The organism is Rhodomicrobium udaipurense JA643 (assembly GCF_000636015.1).
GTDB classification, from domain to species: Bacteria; Pseudomonadota; Alphaproteobacteria; order Rhizobiales; family Rhodomicrobiaceae; genus Rhodomicrobium; species Rhodomicrobium udaipurense.
Map to the genome: position 1 here is coordinate 17,189 of NZ_JFZJ01000002.1, position 25,687 is coordinate 42,875.

Below are 25,687 nucleotides of genomic sequence, written 5' to 3' on the forward strand. Positions count from 1 at the left end.
TTGGCGCGCTGCGCGCCGATACGACAGCTCGCTCGCGCAGCTCGCAAATCATGGACGGAAAGCTCCAGGCGCGATCAGACCCGGCTCGACATAGGCGAAATGCAGCGCATCGAGTTGCGCCCAGAGCACCTGCGTCTTGAACAGGAGCGCGTCCGCAACCGCCTGCTGCGCTTCCGCCGTCCGCGCGTGCGCCTTCACATAAGTCAGCGCGAAATCGACGTCGCGCGGGGCTTGGCCGAGGCGGCGCGTGAAGTAGCCCATCATAGCGTCGTCGATGAAATCGAAATTCGCGAGCATGCCGGAGATGCGCTCCGAGTGGATGCCGGGCGCAAAGAGTTCGGTGAGCGAGGACGCGATGCCTTCGAGTAGCGTCTTCTCGCGCACGAAATTGAGATAGGCGTCGCAGGCGAAGCGCGTGCCCGGAATGATGCCGCGCGTGGACTCGACATAATCGCGGGGCAGGCCCAGAGCGTCCGTCAGGCGAAGCCAGCGCACGATGCCGCCCTCGTCGTCGCCGATGCCGTCGTGATCGAAATAGCGATGCCGCCATTCGAGGCGCGTCGCGCGGTCGGTCATCTTCGACATCAGCGCCGCATCCTTCCGTGGGATCGTCGCCTGATAATAATAGCGGTTCAACGCCCACGCCTGCACCTGCGGCTTCGAGAGCTTGCCGCCATGCAGCAGCTTGTGAAACGGGTGCAGATTGTGATAGCGGCGCGCGCCGATTTCGCGGAGCAGCGCTTCAAGGCCGTCCGGCGATAACCCGGCTGCGGGAACCGTCGTATCGAGAGCGGGTGCGGTCGCGCTTGCCGCGATGAGTTCAGCCGCGCTCATGGTTCGGATGCCATGCCGGTAAGTGCCACGTTCAGACCTCCGCGAGTCAGCCTCCGCCGCTGCCCGCGCAGTGGCGCTCGGTTGGCATAAACCCGCTGCGGCGACTTGGTGCCATCGCGGTGCGACTTTGGAGGGCTGTGTCTGGCCTTCGCTTGCGTTTGCGATCAGGTGCTTTTCGATGGGATCAAAGCACCTTTGCCGATCATGCCCTTACGCGAGCGCGAAGAAGCGCGACGCCTTGTCGAAATCGTCGGAGCGGCGCTTCAGGCGCTCGGCGGCGTCAAAATCCTGGCCCCATTGCGCGGCCTGCCACGCCTCATCGACATGCGCCGCTGCCCACGTCGCCGCCAGATCGAGGAACCCATCCACATGGGCGAGCGCGAGCAGTGCCGATCCCGTGAGCGTCGTCATCATGTGCAGTGCGGCGAGCCGGAACGGGCCGTAGGCGGCGACGACGTTGCGAATGGCTTCGATCGACGCGGGCGGCTGCGCGACATGGCCGACGCCCTCGGCCACCTCGAACGTCGCGCCATATTTCTCGCGGATGAAGGCGAGCACCGGGTTCCAAAGCTCGGCCTGCCGGGCGGCGAGCGCGGCGGGAAATGGCGCGCGGTAGCACAGAAGGTCGCTCGCGGCGAAGGACGTGATTTCGTCGACGACCTCGGCTTCGCGCGGCGCGACCGCGTCGGCGGCGCTGTTCGCAAGCCGCGTGAGGAACAGGCTGTGCGGCGCGATGATCTCGCCTTGCTCGTTCCATTCCCCGGCGATGGCGTCGGCGAGGGCCCGAGTCGGCACGGCGAGCGCGCGGCCGGCGGGCGTCTTTATGGTGCGCCCATCGAGATGGATCTGGAACGCGCCGTCGTGCTCGGCGACGGTGGCGTCTTTATAAAAGCGTTTGAGGGTCTTCTGTTCGGATGCGGTCATCGTTCGTCCGTCAGAGTTTGTTGCGGCGCGCCGCGCGCCAGATGCGCCAGAACCGGCCCAGCGGGTTGAGCGTGACGCTGTCCCGCAAGGGATGAAAGCTCGGCGCGGCCATCGCCTGAAGATAGGGCTCGACGAGCGCCAGAGGAAGGAAGGCCGCGCGCGCGTGCGGCGCGATGTGCGCCTGCTTCTCGCGAAAACGCTGAAGGGCGGCTGCTGCGTCGGCGCGCAAGTCGGCGAGCGCGGCCCGGAGTTCGGGGCTGACTTCACCGCGCCCCATGGCTTCGAAATCGACGCCCTTCGCTTCAAGGAGCGCAAGCGGCAGGGGCAGGCGACCGCGCGCGACGGAGGATGGCAGCGCACGCACTGTTTCGAGGATGCCGAGCGCCAGGCCGGCCTCGCGGGCGGCGGCTTTCGTGGTGTCGCTTCGGTCGCCGAGCGCTGCGGCGGCGAGTTCGAACAGCGCGCCTTGGGAGTCTTCAACCAGAGCTATGAACTCCGCATTGTCGGCGGGGCTATCGCCGAATAGTTCGGGCACGCGCGCGTCGACCATGGCGATTAGGCGCTCGCGGGGCAGGTTATGCGCGGTAACGGCGGCGTTAAGCGCATCGGCGATGGGATTGCCGGTTTTCTCGCCCGTGGCGGCGGACTCGATCGCATCTCGCCACCATTTGAGGCGGATCTGCCCGGGCAGCGGCTCGCGCGCGACCGCAAGCACGTGGTTCAACTCCGCGTTGAAGGCGTAGAGAGCGAGAAGCGCGGGGCGGGCCGCATCGGGCGCGAACAGCGCGCTCCAGTAGCGGTCGCGGTCGCGCGTGCGGACGAGTTCCGCCGCGCTCAGGTCGTCGGCGCGCGTGTCGGCGGCTGGCGACATGCGGGTCAGTCTCTCGGGATCGGAAGCAGCGCGGCGGTGAAGCGGCGACGCTCGGCGATGAGCACATTGTAGGTGCGGCAGGCCGCCGCGGTGTCCATCGTTTCGAGGCCGAGGCCGCGCTTTTCGATCTGGCGCGCGAAGGCAGGGGAGGCGAAGCGCAGGCTTGCGCCGGTGCCGTAGAGGAGGAAGTCGCCGGGCGTTTCGCACGTATCGAGGAAGCGGAGGATATCCGCCTCCCGCGAGTCTTCGGGCGCCGTCCACGCGAAGACTTCGGCGGTCGAGACGAGGAGCGCCGCATCGCGGATCTTGCCCGCGAATTGAAGCGTGCCCCCCGGCGTCAGCGAGACAGGTGCGCGCGGGCCAAGGCGTGTCAGGGAACTGCTCATTGGCCGCGCTCCCGTCAGCGGCGCTTGCCGCGTCCGGCCTTGCGTCCCGCAGGCGGACGGTAACCGGATGGCTTTGTGGCGACCCGCGCGGGCGCCGGAGTTTCAACTTCAGGCGTATCCGTCGGCTCGAACGCGTCGGCTTCGCTCGTCTCGATGGCCGGGCGATTTTCGGGGCGGGACGAAGCGGACTTGGCGGGCTTCGCGCCGGGAACGCCGGGCTTCGCGCCCGCCTTCTCGACGCCGCTCCAGTCGCGCTTGACGCCGATGAGGATCAGGAACGGCGCGGCGATGTAAACCGAGGAGTATGTGCCGATCAGCGTGCCGAAGATCATCGCGAAGGTGAAGCCGCGGATGACCTCGCCGCCGAAGATGTAGAGCGGGATCAGCGCCATGAGCACGGTGGCCACGGTCATGATCGTGCGCGACATCGTCTCGTTCACCGACAGGTCGAGCAACTGCGGGAGCGGCATCTTCTTGTAGCGGCGCAAATTCTCGCGGATACGGTCGTAGATGACGACGGTATCGTTGATCGAGTAGCCGAGGATGGTGAGCAGGGCCGCGACAATGGTGAGGTCGAAGTCGAGCCCGAACAGCGACCACAGTCCGATGGTGATCATCACGTCATGGATGAGCGCGATGATGGCGCCGAGCGCGAACTGCCACTCGAAGCGGAACCACACATAGGCGAAAATGCCGAGATTGGCGAGAACCAGCGCCCAGATCGCCGAGTTGATGAGTTCCTTCGAGACGGTGCTGCCGACCTGCTCGCGGCGGAGTTCCTTCGTTCCTTGCGGGAGCGCGGCCAGGACCTTGTCGGCCGCGACCTTCTGCGCCTCCGGTCCGCCTTCCTGCTCCGGGAAGCGGATCAGAAGCTCGTCGTCCTTGCCGAAATTCTGGATCTGGATCTCGCCGACGCCGATTTCAGTCAGCGTCGTGCGCAGCTTGGCTGCTTCGGCGGCGGTGGGCGTCTGCACCTGCATCAGCGTGCCGCCCTTGAAGTCAATGCCGAAGTTCAGCCCTTGGATGAACAGAAGCACGACCGTGCCGACGATGCCGATGATCGACAGCGCGAAGCAGACCTTGAAGTATTTGACGAAGTGGAAGTTCGTCTTCTGCGGGAGGCGGAACAGCGGTTTCAGCAGCATGGCTTGGCTCGTTCGGCGCTAGAGCAGGCCGCGTCCGGTGCGGCGTTGCTCGACAATAAGAAACTAGAGTGTCGTGCGCGACCCTCTAGATGTGAAGGACGGTCGGGCGCGTCTGGCGCAGCCATGTCGACACCATCAGACGCGTCAGCGTGATCGCGGTGAACAGCGAACTCACGATGCCGAAAGACAGCGTGACCGCGAAGCCCTTCACCGTGCCAGACCCGAAAGCGTAGAGGATCAGCGCGGCGAGAAGGGCGGTCAAATGCGAGTCGATGATGGTCGCGTAGGCGCGGTCGAAGCCCGCCTCAATGGCCGAAATCATGCCACGCCCGGTTCGCAGTTCCTCGCGTATGCGCTCGTAAATGAGCACGTTCGCATCCACCGCGACGCCCATGGTCAGCACGATACCGGCGATGCCCGGCATGGTCAGCGTTGCGTGGAACAGCGAAAGGCAGGCCATGATGATGGCGATGTTGACGGCCAGCGCGATCACGGAGAATACGCCGAACAGCCCGTAGGCCGAGATCATGAACAGCGAGACCGCCAGGAAGCCGACAGCGGCGGCGATGGAGCCCGCGTCGATGGAGTCCGCGCCGAGGCTTGGGCCGACGGAGCGTTCCTCGATGATGGACAGCGCGGCAGGAAGCGCGCCGGAACGCAGCAGCAGCGCGAGGCGGTTCGTTTCCTCGACGCCGAAATTGCCCGTGATCTGGCCGCGACCGCCCGGAATTTCGGAGCGGATGACGGGGGCCGAGATTACCTTGCCGTCGAGGATGATGGCGAAGGGGCGGCCGATATTTTCGCGGGTGACACGCGCGAACGCCGCCGCGCCACGGCTGTTGAACTCGAAATCGACCGCGCGCTCGCCGATGCCGCCCGCGCGGCTGTCATAGCCCGCATAGGCGTTTACGAGGTCGTCGCCCGAAACGATCACTTCCTTATGGACGAGCACGAACTGGCCCGGCCGCTCCTGATCCGGCAGCAGCTGGGAATCCGGCGGCACGCCATGGTCTTTCGCGTCTTCCGCCGACATCGACGAATCGACAAGCTGGAAGGTGAGTTTTGCAGTGGTGCCGACGCGGGACTTCACTTCGTCGGGTGCGAGGCCCGGCACCTGGATGAGGATGCGATCCTTGCCGTTTGCGCCGCCCTGCGCCTGAATGGTCGCTTCGGTTGTGCCCTGCGGGTCGACGCGGCGGCGGATGACTTCGATGGAGCGCGAGATCGCGTTTTCGATGCGGCGCTGGATGCCTGCCTGCGTCGGCTCAAGCGTGATGACGCCCGGCTGCGTGGACTGCACGGCGACGTCCATTCCTGTATCGCCGCCGGAACTCGTCAGCAGCGACGTGGAAAGCGGCTGCGCCAAAGTCTTGAGCTTCGTCAGCGCGGCGTCGGTATTCGCCGGGTCGCGCAGGTTCACGCGCACCTGATTGCCAGCGATGACCACGCCCGAATGGGCGACGCGCGCTTCGCTGAGAGACCGGCGCGATTCGGTCTGGATGGATTGCAGCCAGTCCTTCTTGAGCTGGGCGGTGTCGATCTGGTACAGAAGGTGCGTGCCGCCGCGAAGGTCGAGGCCGAGCGGCATGCGGGGAAGCTGCGCCCATGAGGGCAGGCTCTCATAGGTCGAGAGCGGTATCACGTTCGGCAGCGCGAAGATCACCGACGCGACGGATATGAGAATCGTCGCCACCGCGCCCCAGCGCGAAAAATGCAACGTGAATGCGCTCATCGACCCTGTTCCCCTTGATGCGCTGCGTACTCAGGCTGCGCGCTTACGCAGCCGTCTTGTCGCCGTTCGCCCCGGATTCGGCGGGCGATTCTTCCTTGTCCTTCGACGCGTCGCCCTTTACAGGCTCGCCCTTGCCGCGAACGTCGGTGATCGTGGACTTCAGCACGCGCACCTGCACGCCATCGGCGATTTCGATCTTCAACTCGCCATCGGTGCCGATCCGCATCACCTTGCCGATGATGCCGCCCGCCGTCACGACCGTGTCGCCGCGCTTCACCGCATCAAGCATCGCCTGATGCTCCTTCATGCGCTTCTGCTGCGGACGAAACACCAGCAGATAGAAGATGACGAAGACGAGGATGAGCGGGAACAGCATGCCGAAAATATCGCCGGCTCCGGCGCCTGGCGCTTGGGCGTATGCGGGAGAGATCATCGAGAGGACTCCGTGATGTGCGGAAAAGAACGGGCGCGAGTCTTTCGCGCAGAAGAACGTGGCTTTCTTATAATGGCTCGCGCTGATATGGCAACTTCTGCGCTGTTGCGTCCGTGGCTTAATAGCGCATAGTTTCGCGTTCTTCCACATCGGCGCGCCGACCTTGCGCTTTTTTCATCCACAACCGCGACTTTCACCATGCCCGAAACACCGCATTCGCTGGAACCCCTCCTAACCCGCATCGCCGAGGCGCTGGAACGCCTTGCTCCGCCGGAGGAGCGCAAAGAGACCTTCGTGGCGGCGGATGCGTTCGTCTGGCAGGCGGAGGGCGGCCGCTTCCTCGCCGTTCCGCATGTGAACCGCACGCCCATCGCGCTTCTCAAGAGTGTCGACCGCGTGCGCGACAAGCTGCTCGACAATACGGAGAATTTCGCGCGCGGGCTTCCCGCCAACAATGCGCTGCTCTGGGGCGCGCGCGGCATGGGCAAAAGCTCGCTCGTGAAGGCGGTGCATGCGGAAGTTGCCGCGAAGCATGCAGCCAAGGACGCGTCGGCGCTGAAGCTTGTGGAGATCCACCGCGAGGACATCGAGAGCCTGCCGCGCTGCCTGTCGCACATGCGCGAAAGCCCGCATCGCTTCATCGTGTTCTGCGACGACCTTTCCTTCGATGCTGACGATACGGCCTACAAGTCGCTGAAGGCGGTGCTTGAGGGTGGCGTCGAGGGGCGCCCGCAGAACGTGCTGTTCTATGCCACGTCGAACCGTCGCCACCTGATGGCGCGCGAGATGGTGGAAAACGAACGCTCGACCGCCATCCATCAGGGCGAGGCGGTGGAGGAGAAGGTTTCGCTGTCGGATCGATTCGGGCTGTGGCTCGGCTTCCACAACTGCTCGCAGGCCGATTATCTCGCGATGGTGGAAGGCTACGTGGCGCATCACGGGCTGAAGATCGCGCCGGAGGATCTGAAGGCGCAGGCGCTCGAATGGGCGATGACGCGCGGTTCGCGCTCGGGCCGCGTGGCCTGGCAGTTCGTGCAGGATCTGGCGGGGCGGCTCGGGCAGACGCTCAAAGATTGACACACGGCGGAACCACGCAGGCGTCGGCGCTTTTCCATTTTTATGGAGAACACTGAAAAACTCGATTGCATCGTGGTCGGTGGCGGCCCCGCGGGGCTGACGGCGGCGCTGTATCTCGCGCGCTTCGAGCGGCGGTTCGTCGTCATCGACAAGGGCGAGGCGCGCGCCGCGCTTATCCCCGAAAGCCACAATGTGCCGTTTTTCGCGCAAGGCATCGGCGGGGTGGAGATGTTGCGCCGCGCACGCGATCACGCCGAGACCTATGGCGCGCGTATCCTGTCCGGCGAGGCGACAGCGCTTGCAAGCGATGGCGATGGTTTTACGGTCGGCTTCCGCGACGCTAACGGCGGCGAGCGGACGCTTCGCGCACGTTTTGTGCTGCTCGCGAGCGGCGTCGTGGACATTCCGCCGAGGCTTGCCCACGTGGACGCGGCGGTTCTCTCCGGTCTCGTGCGCTATTGCCCGATCTGCGATGGCTATGAGGCGAGGGGCAAGCGCGTCGGCGTCATCGGGCGCGGCGCGTGCGGATTGGGCGAGGCGAAGTTCATCGCGCGCACATGGGGCGCCGATGTCACGCTGCTTTCACTCGACGAGCCGCTATCGCCCGAGCACCCCGAACGCAGCGCGCTCGCCGAACACGACATCGATTTCGTGCCGGTGCCGATCCGCTCCCTTGCCCGCAGCGGCGACGGCATCGAGGCGCTGGGGTACGATGGCGCGGTCCATCGGTTCGACATCGTTTACTCCGCCATCGGCTGCGATTATCGCTCCGGCCTGGCCACAGGGGTAGGCGCGGACGTCAACGAGGCGGGCGCGCTCAAGGTGGCCGCGCATGCGGAGACGACCGTGCCGGGGCTTTACGCGGCGGGCGACGTGACCGAAGGGCTCAATCAGATCGTGGTCGGCATGGGGCAGGCCGCGCGCGTCGCGACACACATCCACAATCGTTGCTGACTTGCGCGCCGTGCCTTTATCGGCGTTGTGCCGCAATTCGGGCGCGTTTTCGTCCGCTTACGGACACGCTGGGATAAACAAGAATTAAGCCGCCTCAAGAACCGCCACGCGTTGAATGACGCGCTCCCGTTCCCAAGTTTCGCTCACCACAGCATAGAGGGACTACCATGCTCAGAATTTCCATGGCCGCCGCCGCGCTGGCCTTGTTTGCCGCCGCCCCGATGGCCGCTTCCGCCGCCGAAAAGACGCTCGCGCTCAAGAGCAACGAAACCTCCGACATCATGCCGGTTTACGGCGTGAAGGACTGCAAGTCGCTGTTGACCGCTGTTCCCGAAATCGAAGTGCTGCAAGGCGCGCCGGAACTGACGCTCTCGGTTCGTGCGGACAAGATCCTGCCGCCCGGCGGCAAGTGCAAGGAGAAGGTCGACGGCGGCGTGATCGTGGCCAAGGTCGGCAAGGTGGAGAAGCCCTTCGACGGCCCGCTCACCTTCCGCGTGAAATACAAGACGAAGGACGCCACGCGCCAGTCCGCGCACACATTCGACCTCAAGCTTTTCCCGTGATAGCGGGCTGCCGCTGCCTCACCACAAGAGCGACAGCGGCAGCTCCGGCGGCGTATGCGAACCTGTGGGCTTGTACACTCCCCGAGGGATCATCTCCTCTCCCCCTGTCACAATTGTAACGGTGCCTATCTTGGCCTTGACGATTGGCTGGAGGACGGATTAATAAATAAAAATATATAAACAGTCTTTCGTGAGGTTGAGATCATGCGTGGCTTCAGGAATACACGGGCATGTTTGTTCGGTGTTTTTTCTGCGTCATTGGTCGTTCAGCAAGCGGGGAGCGCAGAGCGCCTTATAGCTATCGCGCTGAAAAGCAACGAAACGATAGAGGTCACGGACCTTTTCTACGCTCCAGACTGCAAATCGATTTTGAAATCTACTCCTACAGCCGAGATCCTCGATGGACCTCCGGGAGTTACTGTCTCCATTAAAGAAGCCCAAGTGGTTCCACGGCAGCAACATTGCGCAAAGCCGGTTTCAGGCGGAAAACTTTATGTAACAGCGGGGCCGATAGACGACTACAGTGTGTCGAAATTACTAGTCCGGCTTACCTTCAATACGAAAGACGGGGAGCGAAAGTATACTAACAATTATGAGATTACTCTTATTCCGTAAGTTGAGAGGCGATTTATGTTTATAAGGGCGTCCGCGAAAGGTGGCGGGCTTGTTGTGGCGTTGGCGGTAACCGTCGGATCGGCCACCGCAGCGGACTGGTCGATCGCGGCCAAAAGCGGGGAATCCATCGATCTTTTCCCGGTCTATGGAGTCGCCAACTGTCGGTCTATGCTAACGGCAAAGCCCGAGGTCGAAGTCTTGCAGGACGTTCCAAGCGTCACACTCAGCGTCCGTGAAGATGAGGTCAAGCCGGTCAAGTTCAATTGCCCCAATAAAGTAAAGGGCGGCGTTGTCGTTGTAACTGTCGGTCAAGTCGAAAAGCCGCTTGAAGGCGAGATTGTTTTCCGAGTTCTTTTTCAAGGTAGACAAGGAAAGCATCAGGCCGGGCACAAGCTGAAGGTTTCTCTCTTTCCGGCTCCCGCGCCAAAACCGCAGTAGAACTCCCTACCACAAGAGCGACAGCGGCAGCTCCGTCGTGCTTTTTACTTCCGATATCGCCATGGACGAGTTCGTGAACTGCACGGACGCGACCTGGCTCAGATGCTTGCGGAAGAAAGTCTCGTACGATTCCGTGTCGCGCGTGATAACGCGCAGCAGATAGTCCGTCTCGCCGAGCAGCGTGTGGCACTCGACGACCTCGGGAAAGCGCCGGATCGCGTCCTCAAAGGCGGGCAACGTGCGCTGGCCGTGCGCCTGAAGCTTCACATGCGCGAAGACCATCATGTTGAGGCCGAGCTTCTTGCGGTCGAGGATGGCGACGCGCCGCTGGATGATACCCGCCGCCTCCAGCTTCTCGATGCGCCGCCACACGGACGATTGCGAAGCGCCCGCGCGGGCGGCGATTTCCGCCGTGGACAGCGACGCGTCGGCCTGAAGCAGCGTGAGAATGGTGCGGTCGACGGAATCGAGCGGATAAGCGGCGGTGCCGGGCATGGATTCATCTCCTCTGCGGCGTCTAGAGCCCGTTCCGATCCGATTGCATGGCAATCCGATTCGGTAAAACGGTCTCTCCCTATGAGTTCAGAGCCGGATCCGATCAGGCCGCACTGATCGGATCCGGCTCTCGCGCGATTGCGCATAAATTATGCTCTCAGTCGCGCTTTGTGAAAGCCTTAATGCGACGCTCGCAACGCCTCTCAGAACTTTGCAAAGTCTTTTCAGTTCTCTCATGGGATACTCGTAAATCGACCATGGGAGAAGCCAATGGACACACTTGCGTCTGCGCCCTCCATCAGCCTTGACGACAAGTATCGCGTCGATCAAGGTCAAGTCTTTGTCACGGGCGTACAGGCTCTTGTCAGGCTTCCGCTTCTTCGCCGCCAGATCGACGTGGCCATGGGCCTCGACACAGCGGGTTTTATCTCCGGCTATCGCGGTTCTCCGCTCGGCATCTACGACAAGCAGCTTTGGCAGGAAAAGAAGCGGCTCGCCGAAAGCCACATCGTCTTCCAGCCGGGCGTGAACGAGGAACTCGCGGCGACGGCCGTATGGGGTAGCCAGCAGGCATCACTTTTCCCCGGCGCGCGTCATGACGGCGTGTTCGGCATCTGGTACGGCAAGGGGCCGGGCGTAGATCGCTCCGGTGACGCCTTCAAGCACGCGAATTTCTTCGGCACCGCGAAAAACGGCGGCGTGCTGGCGCTCGCGGGCGACGACCACTCATGCAAATCCTCGACGCTGCCGAACCAGAGCGATTTCGCCTTCGCTGACGCCGAAATTCCGGTGCTCAGCCCAGCCGACATCGCCGAAATCATCGAATTCGGCATTAAAGGCTTCGACCTCTCGCGTTTCGCGGGGCTTTGGGTCGGCCTGAAAGCCATCTCCGACACGATGGACGCAAGCGCCACGGTGCGCATCGATCCGCTGCGCTACCGGTCGTTCGCACCCTATGGCGTGGCCGAACCGCTGGGTGGCCGAAATGCCAGGCTCGGCCGCACGCCGCCCGAGCAGGAGGAAATCCACCGCCATTTCCGCCTTCCCGCCGCGATGGCCTTCGCGCGCGAAAACGGCTTCGACCGTCTCGCCATCGACAGCTCCGCCGCCCGCTTCGGCATCGCGGCTTCGGGCAAGGCGTATCTGCATGTGCGCCAAGCGCTGCGCGATCTCGGCCTTTCCGAGGCCGAGGCGGCCGCCCTCGGCCTTCGCGTGTACAAGATCGGCCTCGTCTGGCCGCTGGAAGATCACAGCGCTCGCGCGTTTGCGAACGGCCTCGAAACCGTGCTCGTGGTGGAAGAGCGACGCGACATGATCGAGCATCAGCTTCGCGCGGCGCTTTACGGGCTGCCCGATGGTCGCCGCCCGCGCATCCTCGGCAAGCGCGACCTCGACGACCGCCCGCTGATAAGCGACGTGCTCGACATCGACACCGCGCATGTGACGCGCGCGATCCTTCGCGTTCTGCCTGAAGCGATGAAGACGCCGCGCATGAAGGCCGCCGAGACGCGCCTCGCGGAGGCCGCGCAACAGGCCGCCGCCGCGCCGATCCATCTGCGCACGCCGTATTTCTGTTCCGGATGTCCGCACTCGACCTCGACGAAAGTGCCGGACGGAAGCCGTGGCATGGCGGGCATCGGGTGCCACTATCTCGCGACCATGATGAACCGCAACACCGACGTTTACACCCAGATGGGTGGGGAGGGCGTGTTGTGGGTGGGGCAGGCGCCCTTCACCGAGGAAACTCACGTCTTCGCCAATCTCGGCGACGGCACCTATTTTCACTCGGGCAGCCTCGCGATCCGGCAGGCCATCGCGGCGGGCGCGAACGTCACCTACAAGATCTTGTATAACGACGCCGTGGCCATGACCGGCGGGCAGCCGGTCGACGGGCAGTTGACGGTGCCGCAGATCGCGGCGCAAATGCGCGCCGAGGGCGTGTCGCGCATCGCCATCGTGAGCGACGATCCAGACCGTCACCGACGCGCCCCTGCGATTCCTTCGGGCACGAGTTTCGACCACCGTTCGCGGCTCGATGCGGTGCAGCAGGAGCTCCGTTCCGTGCCGGGCGTGAGCGTCCTCATCTACGATCAGGTTTGCGCCACCGAGAAGCGCCGTCGCCGCAAGCGCGGCCTTATGGAACAATCGGATAGGCGATTGCTTATCAATACAAGCGTCTGCGAAGGTTGCGGCGATTGCTCCCGCGCCTCAAACTGCCTTTCGGTCGAACCGGTCGAGACCGAGTTCGGCCGAAAGCGCAGAATCAACCAATCTACATGCAATCAGGACGCGACCTGCGTCGACGGCTTCTGTCCGAGTTTCGTGTCGGTTTATGGCGGCACGCGCAAACGCGCACAGGCGGCGCACGCGTCGCCCGACATGCCCGACCCCGCGCTGCCCGCGATCCCCGAGGATGGCTACAACATCTTGATGACGGGCATCGGCGGCCTCGGCATCACCTCGCTTGCCGCGATGCTCGGCATGGCTGCCCATCTCCACAGCCGTCAGGTGCGAATCGTGGATCAGATCGGCCTCGCGCAGAAGGGCGGCGGCGTCTATTCGCACCTGCGGATCGGCGAGCCGCAGACGGAGCTTTTCAGCCCGCGCATCGGTGCGGGGCAGGCCGATCTCGTGCTGGCGGCCGATATCGTCGTCGCGCACGGCAAGAACGGCCTGCCGATGATGAGTGAGGCGCGCACCGCCGTCGTGGCCGATCCGCGCATCACGCCGACCGCCGAATTCGTCCGCGACAACGCCGTCGCCTTCGATGTGCCCGCCATGACAGCACGGCTCGGGAAGCGCGCCCGCGCGGTCCACGAATGCCCGGCGCAGGCTATCGCGGTCGCGCTCGTCGGCGACGCGATCTTCGCCAACATGGTGCTGACGGGTTTCGCCTGGCAGAAGGGGCTGATCCCACTCGAACGCGGTGCGATTCTGCGCGCCATCGAATTGAACGGCGCGAGCGTCGACGCGAACAAGCGCGCCTTCGCGCTCGGCCGCGAGGCGGCGCTCCGGCCCGACCGCATCGCGGCGCTGCTTAATCCCGCGCCGAAGCTCGCCGAAACTCTCGACGACATCGTCGGCCTTCGCGCCGCCGAACTCGCCGCCTATCAGGACGTGGCGTATGCCGCGCGCTATCTCGCGTTTGTGGACCGGGTGCGCGCGCGCGAAATCGCCGTCGCGCCACAAAGCGAGGCGCTGACCCGCGCGGTCGCGCAGAACCTCTTCCGGCTGATGGCGATCAAGGACGAATATGAAGTCGCGCGGCTCTACACGGACGGCGCCTTCGCGGAGCAGGTCAGCGCCGAGTTCGACGGCGACGTGAAACTCAAGTTCAATCTCGCGCCGCCGATCTTCGGCCGCCGCGATCCCGACACCGGGCAGCTCAAAAAGATGACCTTCGGGCCGTGGATGCTGCCCGTGCTGCGCGTTCTCGCCAAAGGCAAGCGCCTTCGCGGCACATGGTTCGATCCGTTTGCGCGGCTCGCCGAACGCAAGGCGGAGCGCGCGCTTCTCGCCGACTACGAGGCGCGCGTCGAGCGGCTTCTGCCGATGCTGACACGCGCCAATCTTGGGCTCGCCGCTGCCTATGCCGCCGTGCCGGACATCATCCGCGGTTTCGGCCATGTGAAGGAAGCCAACATCGCGAAGGCAACGGCCCGCTACGCCGAGCTTGAGGCGGCTTTCGCAACGGATGGACAGACGCGGAAGGCCGCCGAATAGCCGTTCCGCCATGTTGACAGCAAGCCTCCCTCAAGCGCCTCATTATAGAAAAACAAGAGCGGGAGGACGTCATGGCCAGCTATCGTGGTCTCGATTTCGGGCTTGGCGAGGAAGCCGACATGCTGCGCGACAGCGTGCGCGCCTTCGCCGACGACAATATTGCGCCGCGCGCCGCCGAGATCGACCGCTCGAACACCTTTCCGCGCGACTTGTGGGAGCCCATGGGCGCGCTCGGCCTCCACGGCATCACGGTCGAGGAGGAATGGGGCGGCGCGGGGCTCGGCTATCTGCATCATTGCATCGCCATGGAGGAGGTGAGCCGGGCGAGCGCGAGCGTGGGGCTTTCCTATGGCGCGCATTCCAATCTCTGCGTGAACCAGATCCGCCGCAATGGCACGGACGAGCAGAAACGCCGCTACCTGCCGAAGCTTATCTCAGGCGAGCATGTCGGCGCGCTCGCAATGTCGGAGGCGGAGGCCGGGTCCGATGTCGTGTCGATGCGCACGCGCGCCGAGAAGCGCGGCGACCGCTATGTTCTGAACGGCACGAAGATGTGGATCACCAACGCGCCGCACGCCGACGTGCTCGTGGTCTACGCGAAGACCGACCCCGCCGCCGGGCCGCGCGGCATCACCGCGTTCCTGATCGAAAAGGGCATGTCGGGCTTTTCCGTCTCGCCGAAGCTCGACAAGCTCGGCATGCGCGGCTCAGACACCGCAGAACTCGTCTTTGAGGATTGCGAGGTGCCGGAGTCGAACGTCATGGCCGGCGAGGGGCGTGGCGTCGCCGTGCTGATGTCCGGCCTTGACTATGAGCGCGCGGTGCTTGCCGCCGGACCGCTCGGCATCATGCAGGCTGCGCTCGACATCGTGCTGCCCTACATCCACGAGCGCAAGCAGTTCGGCAAGCCCATCGGCACGTTCCAGCTCGTGCAGGGCAAGGTTGCCGACATGGCGGTCGCGCTGAATTCGGCGCGCGCCTATGTCTACGCGGTCGCGCGCGCCTGCGACCGGGGGCAGACGACGCGCGAGGATGCAGCGGGCGCGATCCTCTATGCGGCGGAAGCGGCGACGCGCGTGGCACTCGACGCGATCCAGCTTCTCGGCGGCACCGGCTATATCAACGACACGGCGACGGGGCGGCTCCTACGTGACGCGAAGCTTTACGAAATCGGCGCGGGCACGAGCGAAATCCGCCGCATGCTCATCGGGCGAGAATTGTTTGGCAAGATGTGATTAATGTCATTTTATGTGTAAGTGCTACCAACAGACTTGTTGCCAATTTTGCTCGATGTGATATAGTCGGGCAAAATGGAGGATGAAATGGCGCGCAAAAAAAAGGACGAACGGCCGGATGGCGCGCCCTCGCGGGGGACCGGCTTCGAGGAAGCGCCGCAGGCTCCGTTCGTCGCGGACGACACTGAAAAACCGGGCTTCGGGGCCGCGAATCGGCTGCGTCTGACGCTTGGCCCCGGCGGCCGCGTGGTGATCCCGGCGGCGCTTCGCGAGGCGATGCAGGTGGAAGAGGGCGACGCGCTTCTCGCCTGGCTGGAGGATGGCGAACTCCATGTGTTAAGCCCGCGCGTTGGCGCAAGACAGGCTCAGGCGATGATGAAAGGTCTGCTCGGAAGCGGCCTCGCCGACGACCTCATAAAGGACCGGCGGCATGAGGCGGAGGTGGAATCGCGTGGCTAGAATGCGCAAATGTGCCCGCGCACCACTGCCGAGGCGCCGCTGATGTGCGCCGCGATCGTGCTCGACGCCTCGGCCATCCTCGCGCATCTCGGCGGCGAGCCCGGCGCAGACCGCGCCGAGGCTTTTTTCGGAAATGCCGCGATGTCTTCCGTGAACCTTTCCGAGGTGGTGGCTAAACTTCAGGAGCGCGGCGCCGCCATGCCGCTCGTTCGCGCTGCGCTTTCGCGCTACGGCCTCGAAACCTTGCCGTTCGATGAAGACCTCGCCTTTCGCGCGGGCGCGCTGCGCGTCGCGACGAAGGCCTTCGGCCTCTCGCTCGGCGACCGCGCTTGCCTTGCGCTCGCCGAAAAACTGCGCCTGCCGGTGCTGACCGCCGACCGGACATGGCGCGACATCGCTCTTTCGGTGGAGGTGCACGTCTTGCGTTAGGGCCGCCCGTTTTCGGAACGGCTCCTCGACACTATTCTGTTCGTCTTGCGGTGAAGTCGCGTTCCGCCTGTGCGGGACGAAACCAGGAGCGGGCATGGCAGTCTTGAACAGCGCCATCGACAGGCGCTCCGCAGCTTTTCGGGCGAATGCGGAGGCGATGACGGCTCTCGTCGCGAGGCTTCGCGAAAAAGCCGCGCTCGCGCAAGGCGGCGGGGGGGCTGAAGCATGCGCGCGGCACGTCGCACGAGGCAAGCTTCTCGCGCGGGACCGCATCGCGCTCCTCCTCGATCCGGCGTCGCCCTTCCTCGAAATCGGCGCGCTTGCGGCTCACGGTCTTTATGGCGGCGACGCGCACGCAGCAGGGCTCATCGCGGGGATCGGGCGCGTGTCGGGCGTCGAATGCATGATCGTCGCCAACGACGCGACCGTGAAGGGCGGCACCTATTACCCGCTGACGGTAAAGAAGCATCTTCGCGCGCAGGACATCGCTCGGGAAAATCGGCTCCCCTGTCTCTATCTGGTGGATTCGGGCGGTGCGTTCCTGCCGATGCAGGATGAAATCTTCCCCGACGAGCGCCATTTCGGCCGCATCTTCTATAATCAGGCGCGCATGTCGGCGGAAGGCATTCCGCAGATCGCGCTCGTCATGGGGCCGTGCACGGCGGGCGGGGCCTATGTGCCTGCGATGTGCGACGAGAGCGTCATCGTGAAGGGTAACGGCACGATCTTTCTCGGCGGTCCGCCGCTCGTGCGCGCCGCGACCGGGGAAATCGTCACGGCAGAGGAACTCGGCGGCGCGGACGTGCATGCGCGCCAGTCCGGCGTCGTCGATCACTATGCGGAGAGCGACGCGCACGCCATCGGCATCGCGCGGCGGATTGTGGCGCGGCTCAACCGCACGAAGCCCGCGTCGCTCGACATCGCGCCGCCCCGCGATGCGGGCTACGCGACCAACGAGCTTTACGGCATCGTCGAAGCCGACGCGCGGAAGCCCTACGATGTTCGCGAAATCATCGCTCGCCTCGTCGACGGCTCGGACTTCGACGAGTTCAAGGCGCTCTACGGCCCGACGCTCGTCTGCGGTACGGCGCGCATCCACGGCTACCCCGTCGGCATCCTCGCCAATAACGGTATCCTGTTTTCCGAAAGCGCGCTGAAGGGTGCGCATTTCATTGAGCTCATGGAGCAGCGCGGCATTCCGCTCGTCTTCCTGCAAAACATCACGGGCTTCATGGTCGGCCGGAAATACGAGGCGGGCGGCATCGCGAAGGATGGCGCGAAGCTCGTCACGGCGGTTTCGACGGCGAGCGTGCCGAAATATACTGTCGTCATCGGCGGCTCATATGGGGCGGGCAATTACGGTATGTGCGGACGCGCCTTCGGTCCGCGCTTCCTGTGGATGTGGCCGAACGCGAAGATCTCGGTCATGGGCGGCGAGCAGGCTGCGACCGTGCTTGCCATCGTCCGGCGGCAGGCTCTGGAGGCGAAGGGCGCAACGCTCGGCGAGGCGGAGGAGGAGGCGTTGAAAGCGCCGATCCGCGCGCAGTTCGAGACGCAGGCCGACCCGTATTATGCCACCGCGCGGCTGTGGGACGACGGCATCATAGACCCCGCCGACACGCGCATTGTGCTCGCGCTCGCGCTTTCGGCGGGGCTCAATGCGCCGCCCGAGCGGGGCCGCTTCGGCGTGTTCAGGATGTGAGGCAGACATGACGCTCCGGCCCTTCACGTCGCTCCTGATCGCCAATCGCGGTGAAATCGCCTGCCGCATCGCTCGCACCGCGCGCGGCATGGGGCTTCGCACCGTCGCCGTCTATTCGGAGGCGGACGCCCGCGCGCGCCATGTGAGGGCCGCCGACGAGGCGCGGCTGATCGGGCCTGCACCCGCCCGCGACAGCTATCTCGACATCGGCCGCATCATCGAGGCCGCCAAGGCGAGCGGCGCGGAGGCGGTGCATCCGGGTTACGGCTTCTTGTCCGAGAAGGCTGCGTTCGCGGAAGCCTGCGCGGAAGCCGGGCTCATTTTCGTCGGGCCAGCCGCATCGGCCATCCGCGCCATGGGCTCAAAGGCCGCAGCGAAAGCGCTGATGGAGGCGGCGGGCGTGCCCGTCGTACCGGGCTATGGCGGCGCGGCGCAGGACGCGGACGCCTTCGCGCGCGAGGCAAAGCGGCTCGGCTTCCCGGTGCTGCTGAAAGCGGTCGCGGGCGGCGGCGGCAAAGGCATGCGCATCGTTCGCGCGGCGGATGGACTCGAAGCCGCGCTCACGGCCGCGAAGCGCGAGGCGGCGGCGGCGTTCGGCGACGATACGCTGATGATGGAGCGCTTCGTCGAGGGGCCCCGCCATATCGAGGTGCAGATTTTCGCGGACGCGCACGGCAATGTCGTGTCGCTGTTCGAGCGCGAATGCACGCTTCAGCGCCGCCACCAGAAGGTCGTCGAGGAAGCGCCGTCGCCCTCGCTTGATGACGCGCGGCGCGAGGCGCTCTGCGACGCGGCGCGAAAAGCAGCCGCGGCCATCGGCTATGTCGGTGCGGGGACAGTGGAATTCGTCGCCGACGAGGCCAACGCTTGGTTCATCGAAATGAACACGCGCCTACAGGTGGAGTACGCGGTGACGGAGTCGATCATCGGCCTCGACCTCGTGGAATGGCAACTCCGCGTGGCCATGGGTGAAACGCTGCCGCTGCGGCAGGAGGAAATCGCGCGCGCCGGGCACGCAATCGAGGCGCGCATCTATGCCGAGGATGCAGACGCAGGCTTTTTGCCGTCCACCGGGACCATCACGCATTGGCGCGCGCCGCAGGCGGGGCAGGGCCTTCGCATCGACACCGGCTTCGGCGCTGGCGACGATGTCACGCCGCATTACGATCCGATGCTCGCGAAGGTGATCGCGCAGGCACCGACGCGCGCCGCTGCGCTCGCCCGGCTGCGAGGCGCGCTGTCGGGCTTCGAGATCGCGGGCGTGGCGACGAACGTGGCGTTTCTCGCGCGGCTTCTCGGCGAGAATGCCGTGGCCGCGAATGCGGTCGATACCGGATATATCGAGCGCGAGCACGCTGGTCTCGACGCGAGCCTCACGCCCGGCGCCGTGCATCTCGCGGCGGCGGTGGCGGCGATCCTTGCGCGCGAGGCGGACGAAACGCGTAGCGATCCGGCCGATCCGTGGTCGCCGTGGGTGGCGGGCGCGGCATGGGCGGCATGGGCGCTGTTCGGCTCGCGCAGTCGGGTTTTCGAATTTCGCGGCAAGGATAGCCATGCGTTCACCGTCCGCCTCGAACAGGGCCGCGATGGAATGACGCTCGCCGTCGAAGGCGAGGCTGCGCGGTTCGCGTTCGAGCGCGAGGGCGGCGACCCGCGTCGTTTCGCGGTGACGCTCGGCGGCGCGCGGCACAGCATCGGCGCGGTCTTGATCGACGGCGCGGTAACGGTTTTCGACGGTCCGCAGCCCATCCGCCTCGCGCTCGTCGATCCTTTCGGGGCGGAGGCGGTCACGCATCACCATGGCACGGGCACGCTCGCGCCGATGCCGGGGACGGTGCTTGCGCTGCTCGCCGAGCCGGGCGCGAGCCTCGAAGCGGGCGCGCCGATCCTCATCCTCGAAGCGATGAAGATGGAACACACGGTGCGAGCGCCTTCGTGCGGGCGCGTTGCGCGCTACGCCGTCGCCACCGGCGATTTCGTCTCCGAGGGCGCGGCGCTGATGGAGTTCGAGGCCGAGGAGGCGCGCGATGGTTGAGCATGTGCGCATCGTCGAGGTGGGGCCACGCGACGGCCTGCAAAACGAGGCTGCGACGCTGCCGGTCGAAACGCGCGTCTCCTTCATCGAAAAGCTGATCGCGGCGGGGCTGACGACAATCGAGGCGGGCAGTTTTGTCTCGCCGCGCCGGGTGCCGCAGATGGCGGACACGGCGGCCGTGCTGAAAGCGTTCGCGGGCAGGCGCGGCGTGTCGTTGCCGGTGCTCGTGCCCAACATGACCGGGCTTGAGGCTGCGCTTGCGGCGGGTGCGCGGGAGATCGCGATCTTCGCGTCGGCTTCGGAAAGCTTCTCGCAGAAGAACATAAACTGCTCGATTGCCGAGTCCTTCGAGCGGTTCGCGCCCGTGGTCGAGCGCGCGCAGGCGGAAGGCGTGGCTGTGCGCGGCTATGTGTCTTGCGTCCTCGGCTGCCCCTATGAAGGCGCGGTGCCGCTCTCGCGGGTGGCGGATGTGGCCGAAAGGCTCGCGGCACTCGGCTGCTACGAGGTTTCGCTCGGCGACACCATTGGCGTCGGCACGCCGAATGCCGCGCGCGCCATGCTGCGGGCAGTGGCGGAGCGCGTGCCGATGAAAAGCCTCGCCGTCCATTTCCACGATACCAAAGGGCAGGCGGTCGCGAACATCTACGCATGTCTTGAAGAGGGCGTCCGCGTGGTCGACGGTTCGGCGGGCGGCCTCGGCGGATGCCCCTATGCGCCCGGTGCTTCGGGGAACGTGGCCACGGAGGATGTGGTTTATCTGCTCGACGGCCTCGGCTTCGAGACGGGCGTAGATCGCGCCGCGATCATGGAGGCCGCGCGATTCGCCCTTGAAGCGCTCGGCAAAGGCGGGGCGATGCGACGCGGGCCATGAGCGGGGGACGCCTTTTGCCACCGATTACGACTTGGCTCGAACACCATGGCTGCCGATATGTCAGACGGCATGACCCGCAACAGTTGAACCGGCTTTGCGATAGGATCATGCTCCGCAAAATGTCGAACGAGGCCCCGTTTTCACCGAGGCGATCTCGCTTGACGAAGAAATCCGAGGAGACCCGCTTTGCAAAGTTTTCGCTGGGAAGACCCTTTCCTGCTTGACGACCAATTGTCGGAAGAGGAGAGGCTGATCGCGGATTCGGCGCGCGCCTATTGTCAGGAGCGGTTGCAGCCGCGCGTGCTCTCGGCCTATCGCGAGGAGCGGTTCGACCGCGAAATTATGACGGAGATGGGCGAACTCGGCCTTCTCGGGCCGACGATTCCGGAGGAATTCGGCGGCGCGGGCGTGGGTCACGTCGCCTATGGGCTGATCGCGCGCGAGGTGGAGCGTGTCGATTCCGGCTATCGCTCGGCGATGAGCGTGCAATCGTCGCTCGTGATGCATCCAATCCACGCCTATGGCACCGACGCGCAGAAGAAGCGCTGGCTGCCGGGGCTCGCGCGTGGCGAAATCGTCGGTTGCTTCGGCCTAACCGAACCCGACTCGGGGTCGGACCCCGCCAGCATGCGCACCCGCGCCGTGAAGGTCGACGGCGGCTATCTGCTTTCCGGCCAGAAGATGTGGATCACGAACAGCCCCATCGCGGATATCGCGGTCGTCTGGGCGAAGTCCGACGCGCATGACGGCAAGATCAAGGGCTTTGTCGTGGAGCGCGGCACAAAGGGCTTCTCGACGCCGAAGATCGAGGGCAAGCTCAGCTTACGCGCGTCGATCACGGGCGAGATCGTGCTCGACGAGGCTTTCGTGCCCGATGAAAACCTTCTGCCGGGGGCGAGCGGTCTCGCCGGTCCGTTCGGTTGTCTCAACAAGGCGCGCTACGGGATTGCGTGGGGCGTTACCGGCGCCGCGGAGTTCTGCTGGCACGCCGCGCGCGACTACACGCTCGCCCGCAAGCAGTTCGGCCGCCCGCTCGCCGCGAACCAGCTCGTTCAGTTCAAGCTGGCGGGCATGCAGACGGAAATCGCGCTCGCCACGCAAGCCGCGCTTCGCGTCGGCCGCATGCTCGACGAAGGCACCGCCGCGCCCGAGGCCATCTCGCTCATCAAGCGCAATAACTGCATCAAGGCGCTCGACATCGCGCGGCAAGCCCGCGACATGCATGGCGGCAACGGCATCGCCGACAGTTTCCACGTGATGCGGCACATGGCGAACCTCGAAACGGTGAATACCTATGAGGGCACGCAGGATGTGCACGCGCTGATCCTTGGCCGCGCGCAGACCGGCATTCAGGCGTTTACGGCATGAGCGGCGGCGGTCAAGATGGGCTGAGCGGCGGCGGTCAAGACAGCATGAGCAGCGGGAATACGGGATCAGCGGGCCGCCCGAAGCCGGGGCCGCTCGCGCATCTGCGCGTGCTCGACCTCAGCCGCGTGCTGGCGGGGCCGTGGGCGAGCCAGCTTCTCGCGGATCTGGGCGCGACCGTCTTCAAGATCGAGAAGCCGGTGGAGGGCGACGACACGCGCCGCTGGGGCCCGCCGTTTCTTAAGGACGCGAGCGGTGCGGACACGAGCGAGAGCGCGTATTACCTCGCGGCCAATCGCGGCAAGCGCTCGGTCGCGATAGACATCGCAAAGCCGGAGGGGAGCGCGCTTGTTCGCCGCCTCGCCGCGACGTGCGACGTGTTTCTCGAAAACTTCAAGGTCGGCGGTCTGGCGAAATACGGCCTCGATTACGCGGCGATTCGTGCCGTGAAGCCGGACATCGTCTATTGCTCGATCACGGGCTTCGGACAGACCGGGCCTTACGCAGCGCGCCCAGGCTACGACTTCATGATTCAGGGCATGGGCGGGTTGATGAGCCTCACGGGCGAGCCGGACGGCGAACCCATGAAGGTGGGCGTCGCCTTGGCGGATGTCTTCACCGGCATGTATGCGAGCGTGGGCGTGCTCGCCGCGCTCGCCCATCGCGACCGCACCGGCGAAGGGCAATATATCGACCTCGCGCTGCTCGATGTGCAGACCGCCGTGCTCGCCAATCAGGCGACGAACTGGCTCGTCGGCGGGGTGGTGCCCAAGCGGCTCGGCAACGCGCATCCGAATATCGTGCCGTATCAGGTGTTCGAGACGCGCGACGGCCATGTGATCGTCGCCGTCGGCAATGATGCGCAGTTCACGCGGTTCTGCGCGGCGGCGGGCTGCGAAGCTTTGGCGCGCGATGCGAAATTCGCGACCAACGTCGCGCGCGTGCGCCATCGTAACGAGCTTGTCGCGCTCTTGAAGCCGCTCCTCGCGGCCCGCGCCAGCGTGGACTGGATCGCGGCGCTTGAGGCGGCGGGTGTGCCGTGTGGTCCGATCAACGACGTCGCGCAGGTCTTCGCGCAAGAGCAGATCCGCCATCGTGGCATGGTGGTGCGCATGGAACATCCGGCGGGTTCGGTCGATCTCGTCGGTAATCCGCTGCAACTTTCGGAAACGCCCGTCGCCTGTGACCGCGCGCCGCCGCTTCTTGGCGCCGACACGGAGCGGACGCTTCTGAACATCGGCCTCGACGCCGACGCGATTGCGGCGTTACGCGAAAGCGGCGCGATCGGCGATTAGCGCGAGGGCGAGGGCAAAAGAAAACCGCGAGGTGCCCCTCGCGGTTTTCGATCAATCCGGCCACATGGGCTCTGCCTTTCGGGAAAAGGGGAGAACCGCCGCATCGTTGTTCGACGCGGCGGGAGTGTTTCAAATCTGGCGGAACTTCTTGGCGAGCAATCCGGCGACAAGGCCGCCTGCTGCGGCTGCGGTTGCGACCTTTATGGGGCCATAGGTCCGCACGGCATATTCGATCTGCCGTCCGATGTCGTTGACGGTCGCTGGCACCTGCGCCTGAAAAGCCTGAACGGGGCGTTCGAACGCTTCACTTACGCTTGGTGTCTTCTCCCTGGTAATTCCATAGGCCACGAATGCTATCAGCAATCCAACTCCGGTCAGGACTCCAGCCAGAATTGCCGCCGATGTCACCGGATCGTTGTTCCGGGAGGTTAACTCCCAGAAACCCGCCAACAGCGCGAAGACGATCGCCCCAAGGAACGCCGTCGCCGCCACTGAAAGCACGAGATACCTCGTGACCATTGTTTTCGCGTAATCGCCCACGCGCCGACCCGCTTCGCCGACGGCCATTAGCCTCAGAGCTGCTCCAAACATGGGCGTTACTCCTTCAGCGAGTGAGAAGCGCGCCGACGAGGAAGCCGACGCCAGCCGCAATGAGCGTTGCCTGCACCGGCTTGTCGCGGATCTGCTTTTCCACGTCGCCGATGTTCTGCTGCACCGTTTCCTTCACGTCAGAGAGCTTGTCCTGAGCATAGGAGCCGTATTTGTCGGTGAGTTCCTTCACCTGCGCGCGAAGATCGTCGATCTCGTTCTTGCTCTTGTCCGCGGCATAGTCGGTGGTGGAGTTGATCTCGTGGATGCTTTCCTTGGCCATGCTGGTATTCCTTTCGACTTGTCCGTGTCTATTTCGATCAACTATTCCGCCCGAACGTTTCCATCTGAGCGGGAGCGATCTAGTGCCGGGCAAATCCGTGCCCGTCTGTCATTCGGAGAACGCGCCTATGCCATGAGCGTTCCACTCGTCGGCCGTGTCATGCCGGGTTCCACGGAGCGATTGCGGACGATTCGCCAGCAGAACGATCGTCAGTCGTCGTGATTGGTTGCAAAGCCGTTGCATAACCGCCGCCGATTCAGTGAAGTCTCTTGTAGCGCTCAAGACCGCGCGCCATCTTCTGCACGTCGTGAAAGCCAAAAAGGATTCGCAACATGGCCGACGCAGAAAAATATCTTGCTCACGTGAAGAAATACGTGAGTTCCCCCAATGAGGACGCCGTCGCGGCGATCGTGCGCCATCTCGGCATAGCGCTGCGCAACCGCGATTCGGCGCTCGTATCGGGGACCGATCCCGAAGAATTGAAGCGTGTCCGCGAAAGCTGGCTCAAGAAGAAGCTTGCGCTCACCGAGAGCGACGAAGCGCTCGACGCCGCCATCCAGTCGCTCATGGAAAAGATGAAGGGCGACCGCTCGAAGGAGCGCGTGACGGTCTATTACATGCTCGCCGACCACTTCGGAAAGCTGGAGGGGCTCGTGAAGCCCGCCGCCGCCCCCAAAGCCGCCAAGGCCGAGGCAAAGCCCGCCGCCGAGGCGAAGCCTGCGAAATCCGCCGCGAAGAAGTAGGCGGCGACCGGCATCCGAAAGCGCGGCGCGCGAGTCCTTGTCGTCAATCAGGCGGCGCGTTATCGGAGATCGCAGAGCGTCCGCTATTCGAGGCGGATCGATTTCCGGCCGGGCGGGATCGCGCAACAACGATCCGCCCGGCCGATATGCATGGGTTTCCCGATCAGGCGGGTTTCACTTCCTGGATGGACTCGAAGCCTTCGAAATGCGGGCCTTCGAGATAGAAAACCTTACGCTCGCCCGCGCCCTGATGCGCCGCGCGGAAGCTTTCCGAGCGCGTCCAGTCCTCGAAAGCCTGCTTGCTCGCCCAGATGGTGTGCGAGACGTAGAGCGTGTGGTCCTCCGCCTCCGGTCCCTTGAGGAGGTGGAACGCGACGAAGCCCGGCTCGCGATTGATATGGACGTCGCGCTTGAGCCAGACGCCCTCGAAATCCTGTTCGCTTCCCCTCTTCACCCGAAACCGGTTCATCGCAACAAACATATATCGTTCTC

25 protein-coding genes are annotated in these 25,687 nt (G+C 64.8%); 14 read left to right on the forward strand and 11 right to left on the reverse strand.

Annotated elements, in window-relative coordinates:
- Positions 1-48 precede the first annotated feature (48 nt).
- From pqqC to yajC, 7 genes are all read right to left on the reverse strand, one after another.
- Entirely contained in the window at positions 49-834 is a 786-nt protein-coding gene (gene pqqC, locus T281_RS00550; protein ID WP_037232566.1) for a pyrroloquinoline-quinone synthase PqqC, read from the reverse strand.
- Positions 835-1,044: 210 nt separating this feature from the next.
- Positions 1,045-1,758, reverse strand: a complete 714-nt coding sequence (locus tag T281_RS00555) for an ATP12 family chaperone protein (protein WP_037232569.1) — start codon at positions 1,756-1,758, stop codon at positions 1,045-1,047.
- 10 nt (positions 1,759-1,768) lie between these two features.
- The gene (locus tag T281_RS00560; protein WP_037232572.1) at positions 1,769-2,629 is read right to left on the reverse strand and encodes a phytoene/squalene synthase family protein; all 861 of its coding nucleotides are present in this window, start codon (positions 2,627-2,629) and stop codon (positions 1,769-1,771) included.
- A gap of 5 nt (positions 2,630-2,634) precedes the next feature.
- Positions 2,635-3,015, reverse strand: a complete 381-nt coding sequence (locus tag T281_RS17255; protein ID WP_052036871.1) for an Mth938-like domain-containing protein — start codon at positions 3,013-3,015, stop codon at positions 2,635-2,637.
- Between the two features lie 14 nt (positions 3,016-3,029).
- On the reverse strand, positions 3,030-4,160 hold the full coding sequence (gene secF, locus T281_RS00570; RefSeq protein WP_037232574.1) for a protein translocase subunit SecF: 1,131 nt from the start codon (positions 4,158-4,160) through the stop codon (positions 3,030-3,032).
- 85 nt (positions 4,161-4,245) lie between these two features.
- Complete coding sequence (gene secD, locus T281_RS00575) at positions 4,246-5,892, reverse strand: protein translocase subunit SecD (protein ID WP_037232577.1); 1,647 nt, start codon at positions 5,890-5,892, stop codon at positions 4,246-4,248.
- Between the two features lie 43 nt (positions 5,893-5,935).
- Positions 5,936-6,325 carry a preprotein translocase subunit YajC gene (gene yajC, locus T281_RS00580; RefSeq protein ID WP_037232580.1) on the reverse strand — a complete coding sequence of 130 codons (390 nt, stop codon included), beginning with the start codon at positions 6,323-6,325 and terminating at the stop codon, positions 5,936-5,938.
- Between the two features lie 198 nt (positions 6,326-6,523).
- On the opposite strand from yajC, the gene T281_RS00585 reads away from it, so the two are divergent.
- From T281_RS00585 to T281_RS18575, 4 genes are all read left to right on the forward strand, one after another.
- Positions 6,524-7,402 carry an ATP-binding protein gene (locus T281_RS00585; RefSeq protein WP_037232586.1) on the forward strand — a complete coding sequence of 293 codons (879 nt, stop codon included), beginning with the start codon at positions 6,524-6,526 and terminating at the stop codon, positions 7,400-7,402.
- 42 nt (positions 7,403-7,444) lie between these two features.
- On the forward strand, positions 7,445-8,356 hold the full coding sequence (locus tag T281_RS00590) for an NAD(P)/FAD-dependent oxidoreductase (RefSeq protein ID WP_037232587.1): 912 nt from the start codon (positions 7,445-7,447) through the stop codon (positions 8,354-8,356).
- A 167-nt stretch (positions 8,357-8,523) separates the two neighbouring features.
- Complete coding sequence (locus T281_RS00595; protein ID WP_155954954.1) at positions 8,524-8,919, forward strand: hypothetical protein; 396 nt, start codon at positions 8,524-8,526, stop codon at positions 8,917-8,919.
- Positions 8,920-9,588: 669 nt separating this feature from the next.
- The gene (locus T281_RS18575) at positions 9,589-9,972 is read left to right on the forward strand and encodes a hypothetical protein (RefSeq protein ID WP_155954956.1); all 384 of its coding nucleotides are present in this window, start codon (positions 9,589-9,591) and stop codon (positions 9,970-9,972) included.
- 6 nt (positions 9,973-9,978) lie between these two features.
- On the opposite strand, the gene T281_RS00605 is transcribed toward T281_RS18575, so the two are convergent.
- The gene (locus tag T281_RS00605) at positions 9,979-10,467 is read right to left on the reverse strand and encodes an Lrp/AsnC family transcriptional regulator (RefSeq protein WP_037232590.1); all 489 of its coding nucleotides are present in this window, start codon (positions 10,465-10,467) and stop codon (positions 9,979-9,981) included.
- A 270-nt stretch (positions 10,468-10,737) separates the two neighbouring features.
- Here T281_RS00605 and T281_RS00610 point away from each other — a divergent pair, with 270 nt between their 5' ends.
- The 9 genes from T281_RS00610 (at position 10,738) to T281_RS00650 (ending at position 23,581) form a co-directional block, all read left to right on the forward strand.
- On the forward strand, positions 10,738-14,190 hold the full coding sequence (locus tag T281_RS00610) for an indolepyruvate ferredoxin oxidoreductase family protein (RefSeq protein ID WP_037232593.1): 3,453 nt from the start codon (positions 10,738-10,740) through the stop codon (positions 14,188-14,190).
- 71 nt (positions 14,191-14,261) lie between these two features.
- Positions 14,262-15,425, forward strand: a complete 1,164-nt coding sequence (locus tag T281_RS00615) for an isovaleryl-CoA dehydrogenase (RefSeq protein WP_037232596.1) — start codon at positions 14,262-14,264, stop codon at positions 15,423-15,425.
- Positions 15,426-15,512: 87 nt separating this feature from the next.
- Positions 15,513-15,884: an AbrB/MazE/SpoVT family DNA-binding domain-containing protein gene (locus T281_RS17260; protein ID WP_155954958.1), complete on the forward strand. Its 372-nt coding sequence runs from the start codon at positions 15,513-15,515 to the stop codon at positions 15,882-15,884.
- 9 nt (positions 15,885-15,893) lie between these two features.
- Positions 15,894-16,313, forward strand: coding sequence for a PIN domain-containing protein (locus T281_RS00625; RefSeq protein ID WP_245269115.1), 420 nt, complete (start codon positions 15,894-15,896; stop codon positions 16,311-16,313).
- A 94-nt stretch (positions 16,314-16,407) separates the two neighbouring features.
- Positions 16,408-18,015 (forward strand): carboxyl transferase domain-containing protein, encoded by a 1,608-nt coding sequence (locus T281_RS00630; protein ID WP_037232599.1) that lies wholly within the window; start codon positions 16,408-16,410, stop codon positions 18,013-18,015.
- Between the two features lie 7 nt (positions 18,016-18,022).
- Positions 18,023-20,050 carry an ATP-binding protein gene (locus T281_RS00635; protein WP_037232602.1) on the forward strand — a complete coding sequence of 676 codons (2,028 nt, stop codon included), beginning with the start codon at positions 18,023-18,025 and terminating at the stop codon, positions 20,048-20,050.
- Positions 20,043-20,921: a hydroxymethylglutaryl-CoA lyase gene (locus T281_RS00640; protein WP_037232604.1), complete on the forward strand. Its 879-nt coding sequence runs from the start codon at positions 20,043-20,045 to the stop codon at positions 20,919-20,921. Before T281_RS00635 ends, T281_RS00640 begins: the two co-directional genes overlap by 8 nt.
- A 186-nt stretch (positions 20,922-21,107) precedes the next feature.
- Complete coding sequence (locus T281_RS00645) at positions 21,108-22,289, forward strand: acyl-CoA dehydrogenase (RefSeq protein WP_037232608.1); 1,182 nt, start codon at positions 21,108-21,110, stop codon at positions 22,287-22,289.
- 44 nt (positions 22,290-22,333) lie between these two features.
- On the forward strand, positions 22,334-23,581 hold the full coding sequence (locus T281_RS00650) for a CaiB/BaiF CoA transferase family protein (RefSeq protein WP_052036883.1): 1,248 nt from the start codon (positions 22,334-22,336) through the stop codon (positions 23,579-23,581).
- Between the two features lie 129 nt (positions 23,582-23,710).
- Here T281_RS00650 and T281_RS00655 read toward each other — a convergent pair whose 3' ends face one another.
- Positions 23,711-24,172 (reverse strand): hypothetical protein, encoded by a 462-nt coding sequence (locus T281_RS00655; RefSeq protein WP_037232611.1) that lies wholly within the window; start codon positions 24,170-24,172, stop codon positions 23,711-23,713.
- A 13-nt stretch (positions 24,173-24,185) separates the two neighbouring features.
- On the reverse strand, positions 24,186-24,452 hold the full coding sequence (locus T281_RS00660) for an ElaB/YgaM/YqjD family protein (protein ID WP_037232614.1): 267 nt from the start codon (positions 24,450-24,452) through the stop codon (positions 24,186-24,188).
- Positions 24,453-24,784: 332 nt separating this feature from the next.
- Between T281_RS00660 and T281_RS00665 the strand changes: the two genes are divergently transcribed.
- A complete protein-coding gene (locus T281_RS00665; RefSeq protein ID WP_037232616.1) occupies positions 24,785-25,195 on the forward strand; it encodes a DUF2853 family protein in 411 nt (136 codons plus the stop codon).
- A 163-nt stretch (positions 25,196-25,358) separates the two neighbouring features.
- Here T281_RS00665 and hmuQ read toward each other — a convergent pair whose 3' ends face one another.
- Positions 25,359-25,676, reverse strand: a complete 318-nt coding sequence (hmuQ, locus tag T281_RS00670) for a heme-degrading protein HmuQ (protein WP_037232618.1) — start codon at positions 25,674-25,676, stop codon at positions 25,359-25,361.
- Positions 25,677-25,687 lie beyond the last annotated feature (11 nt).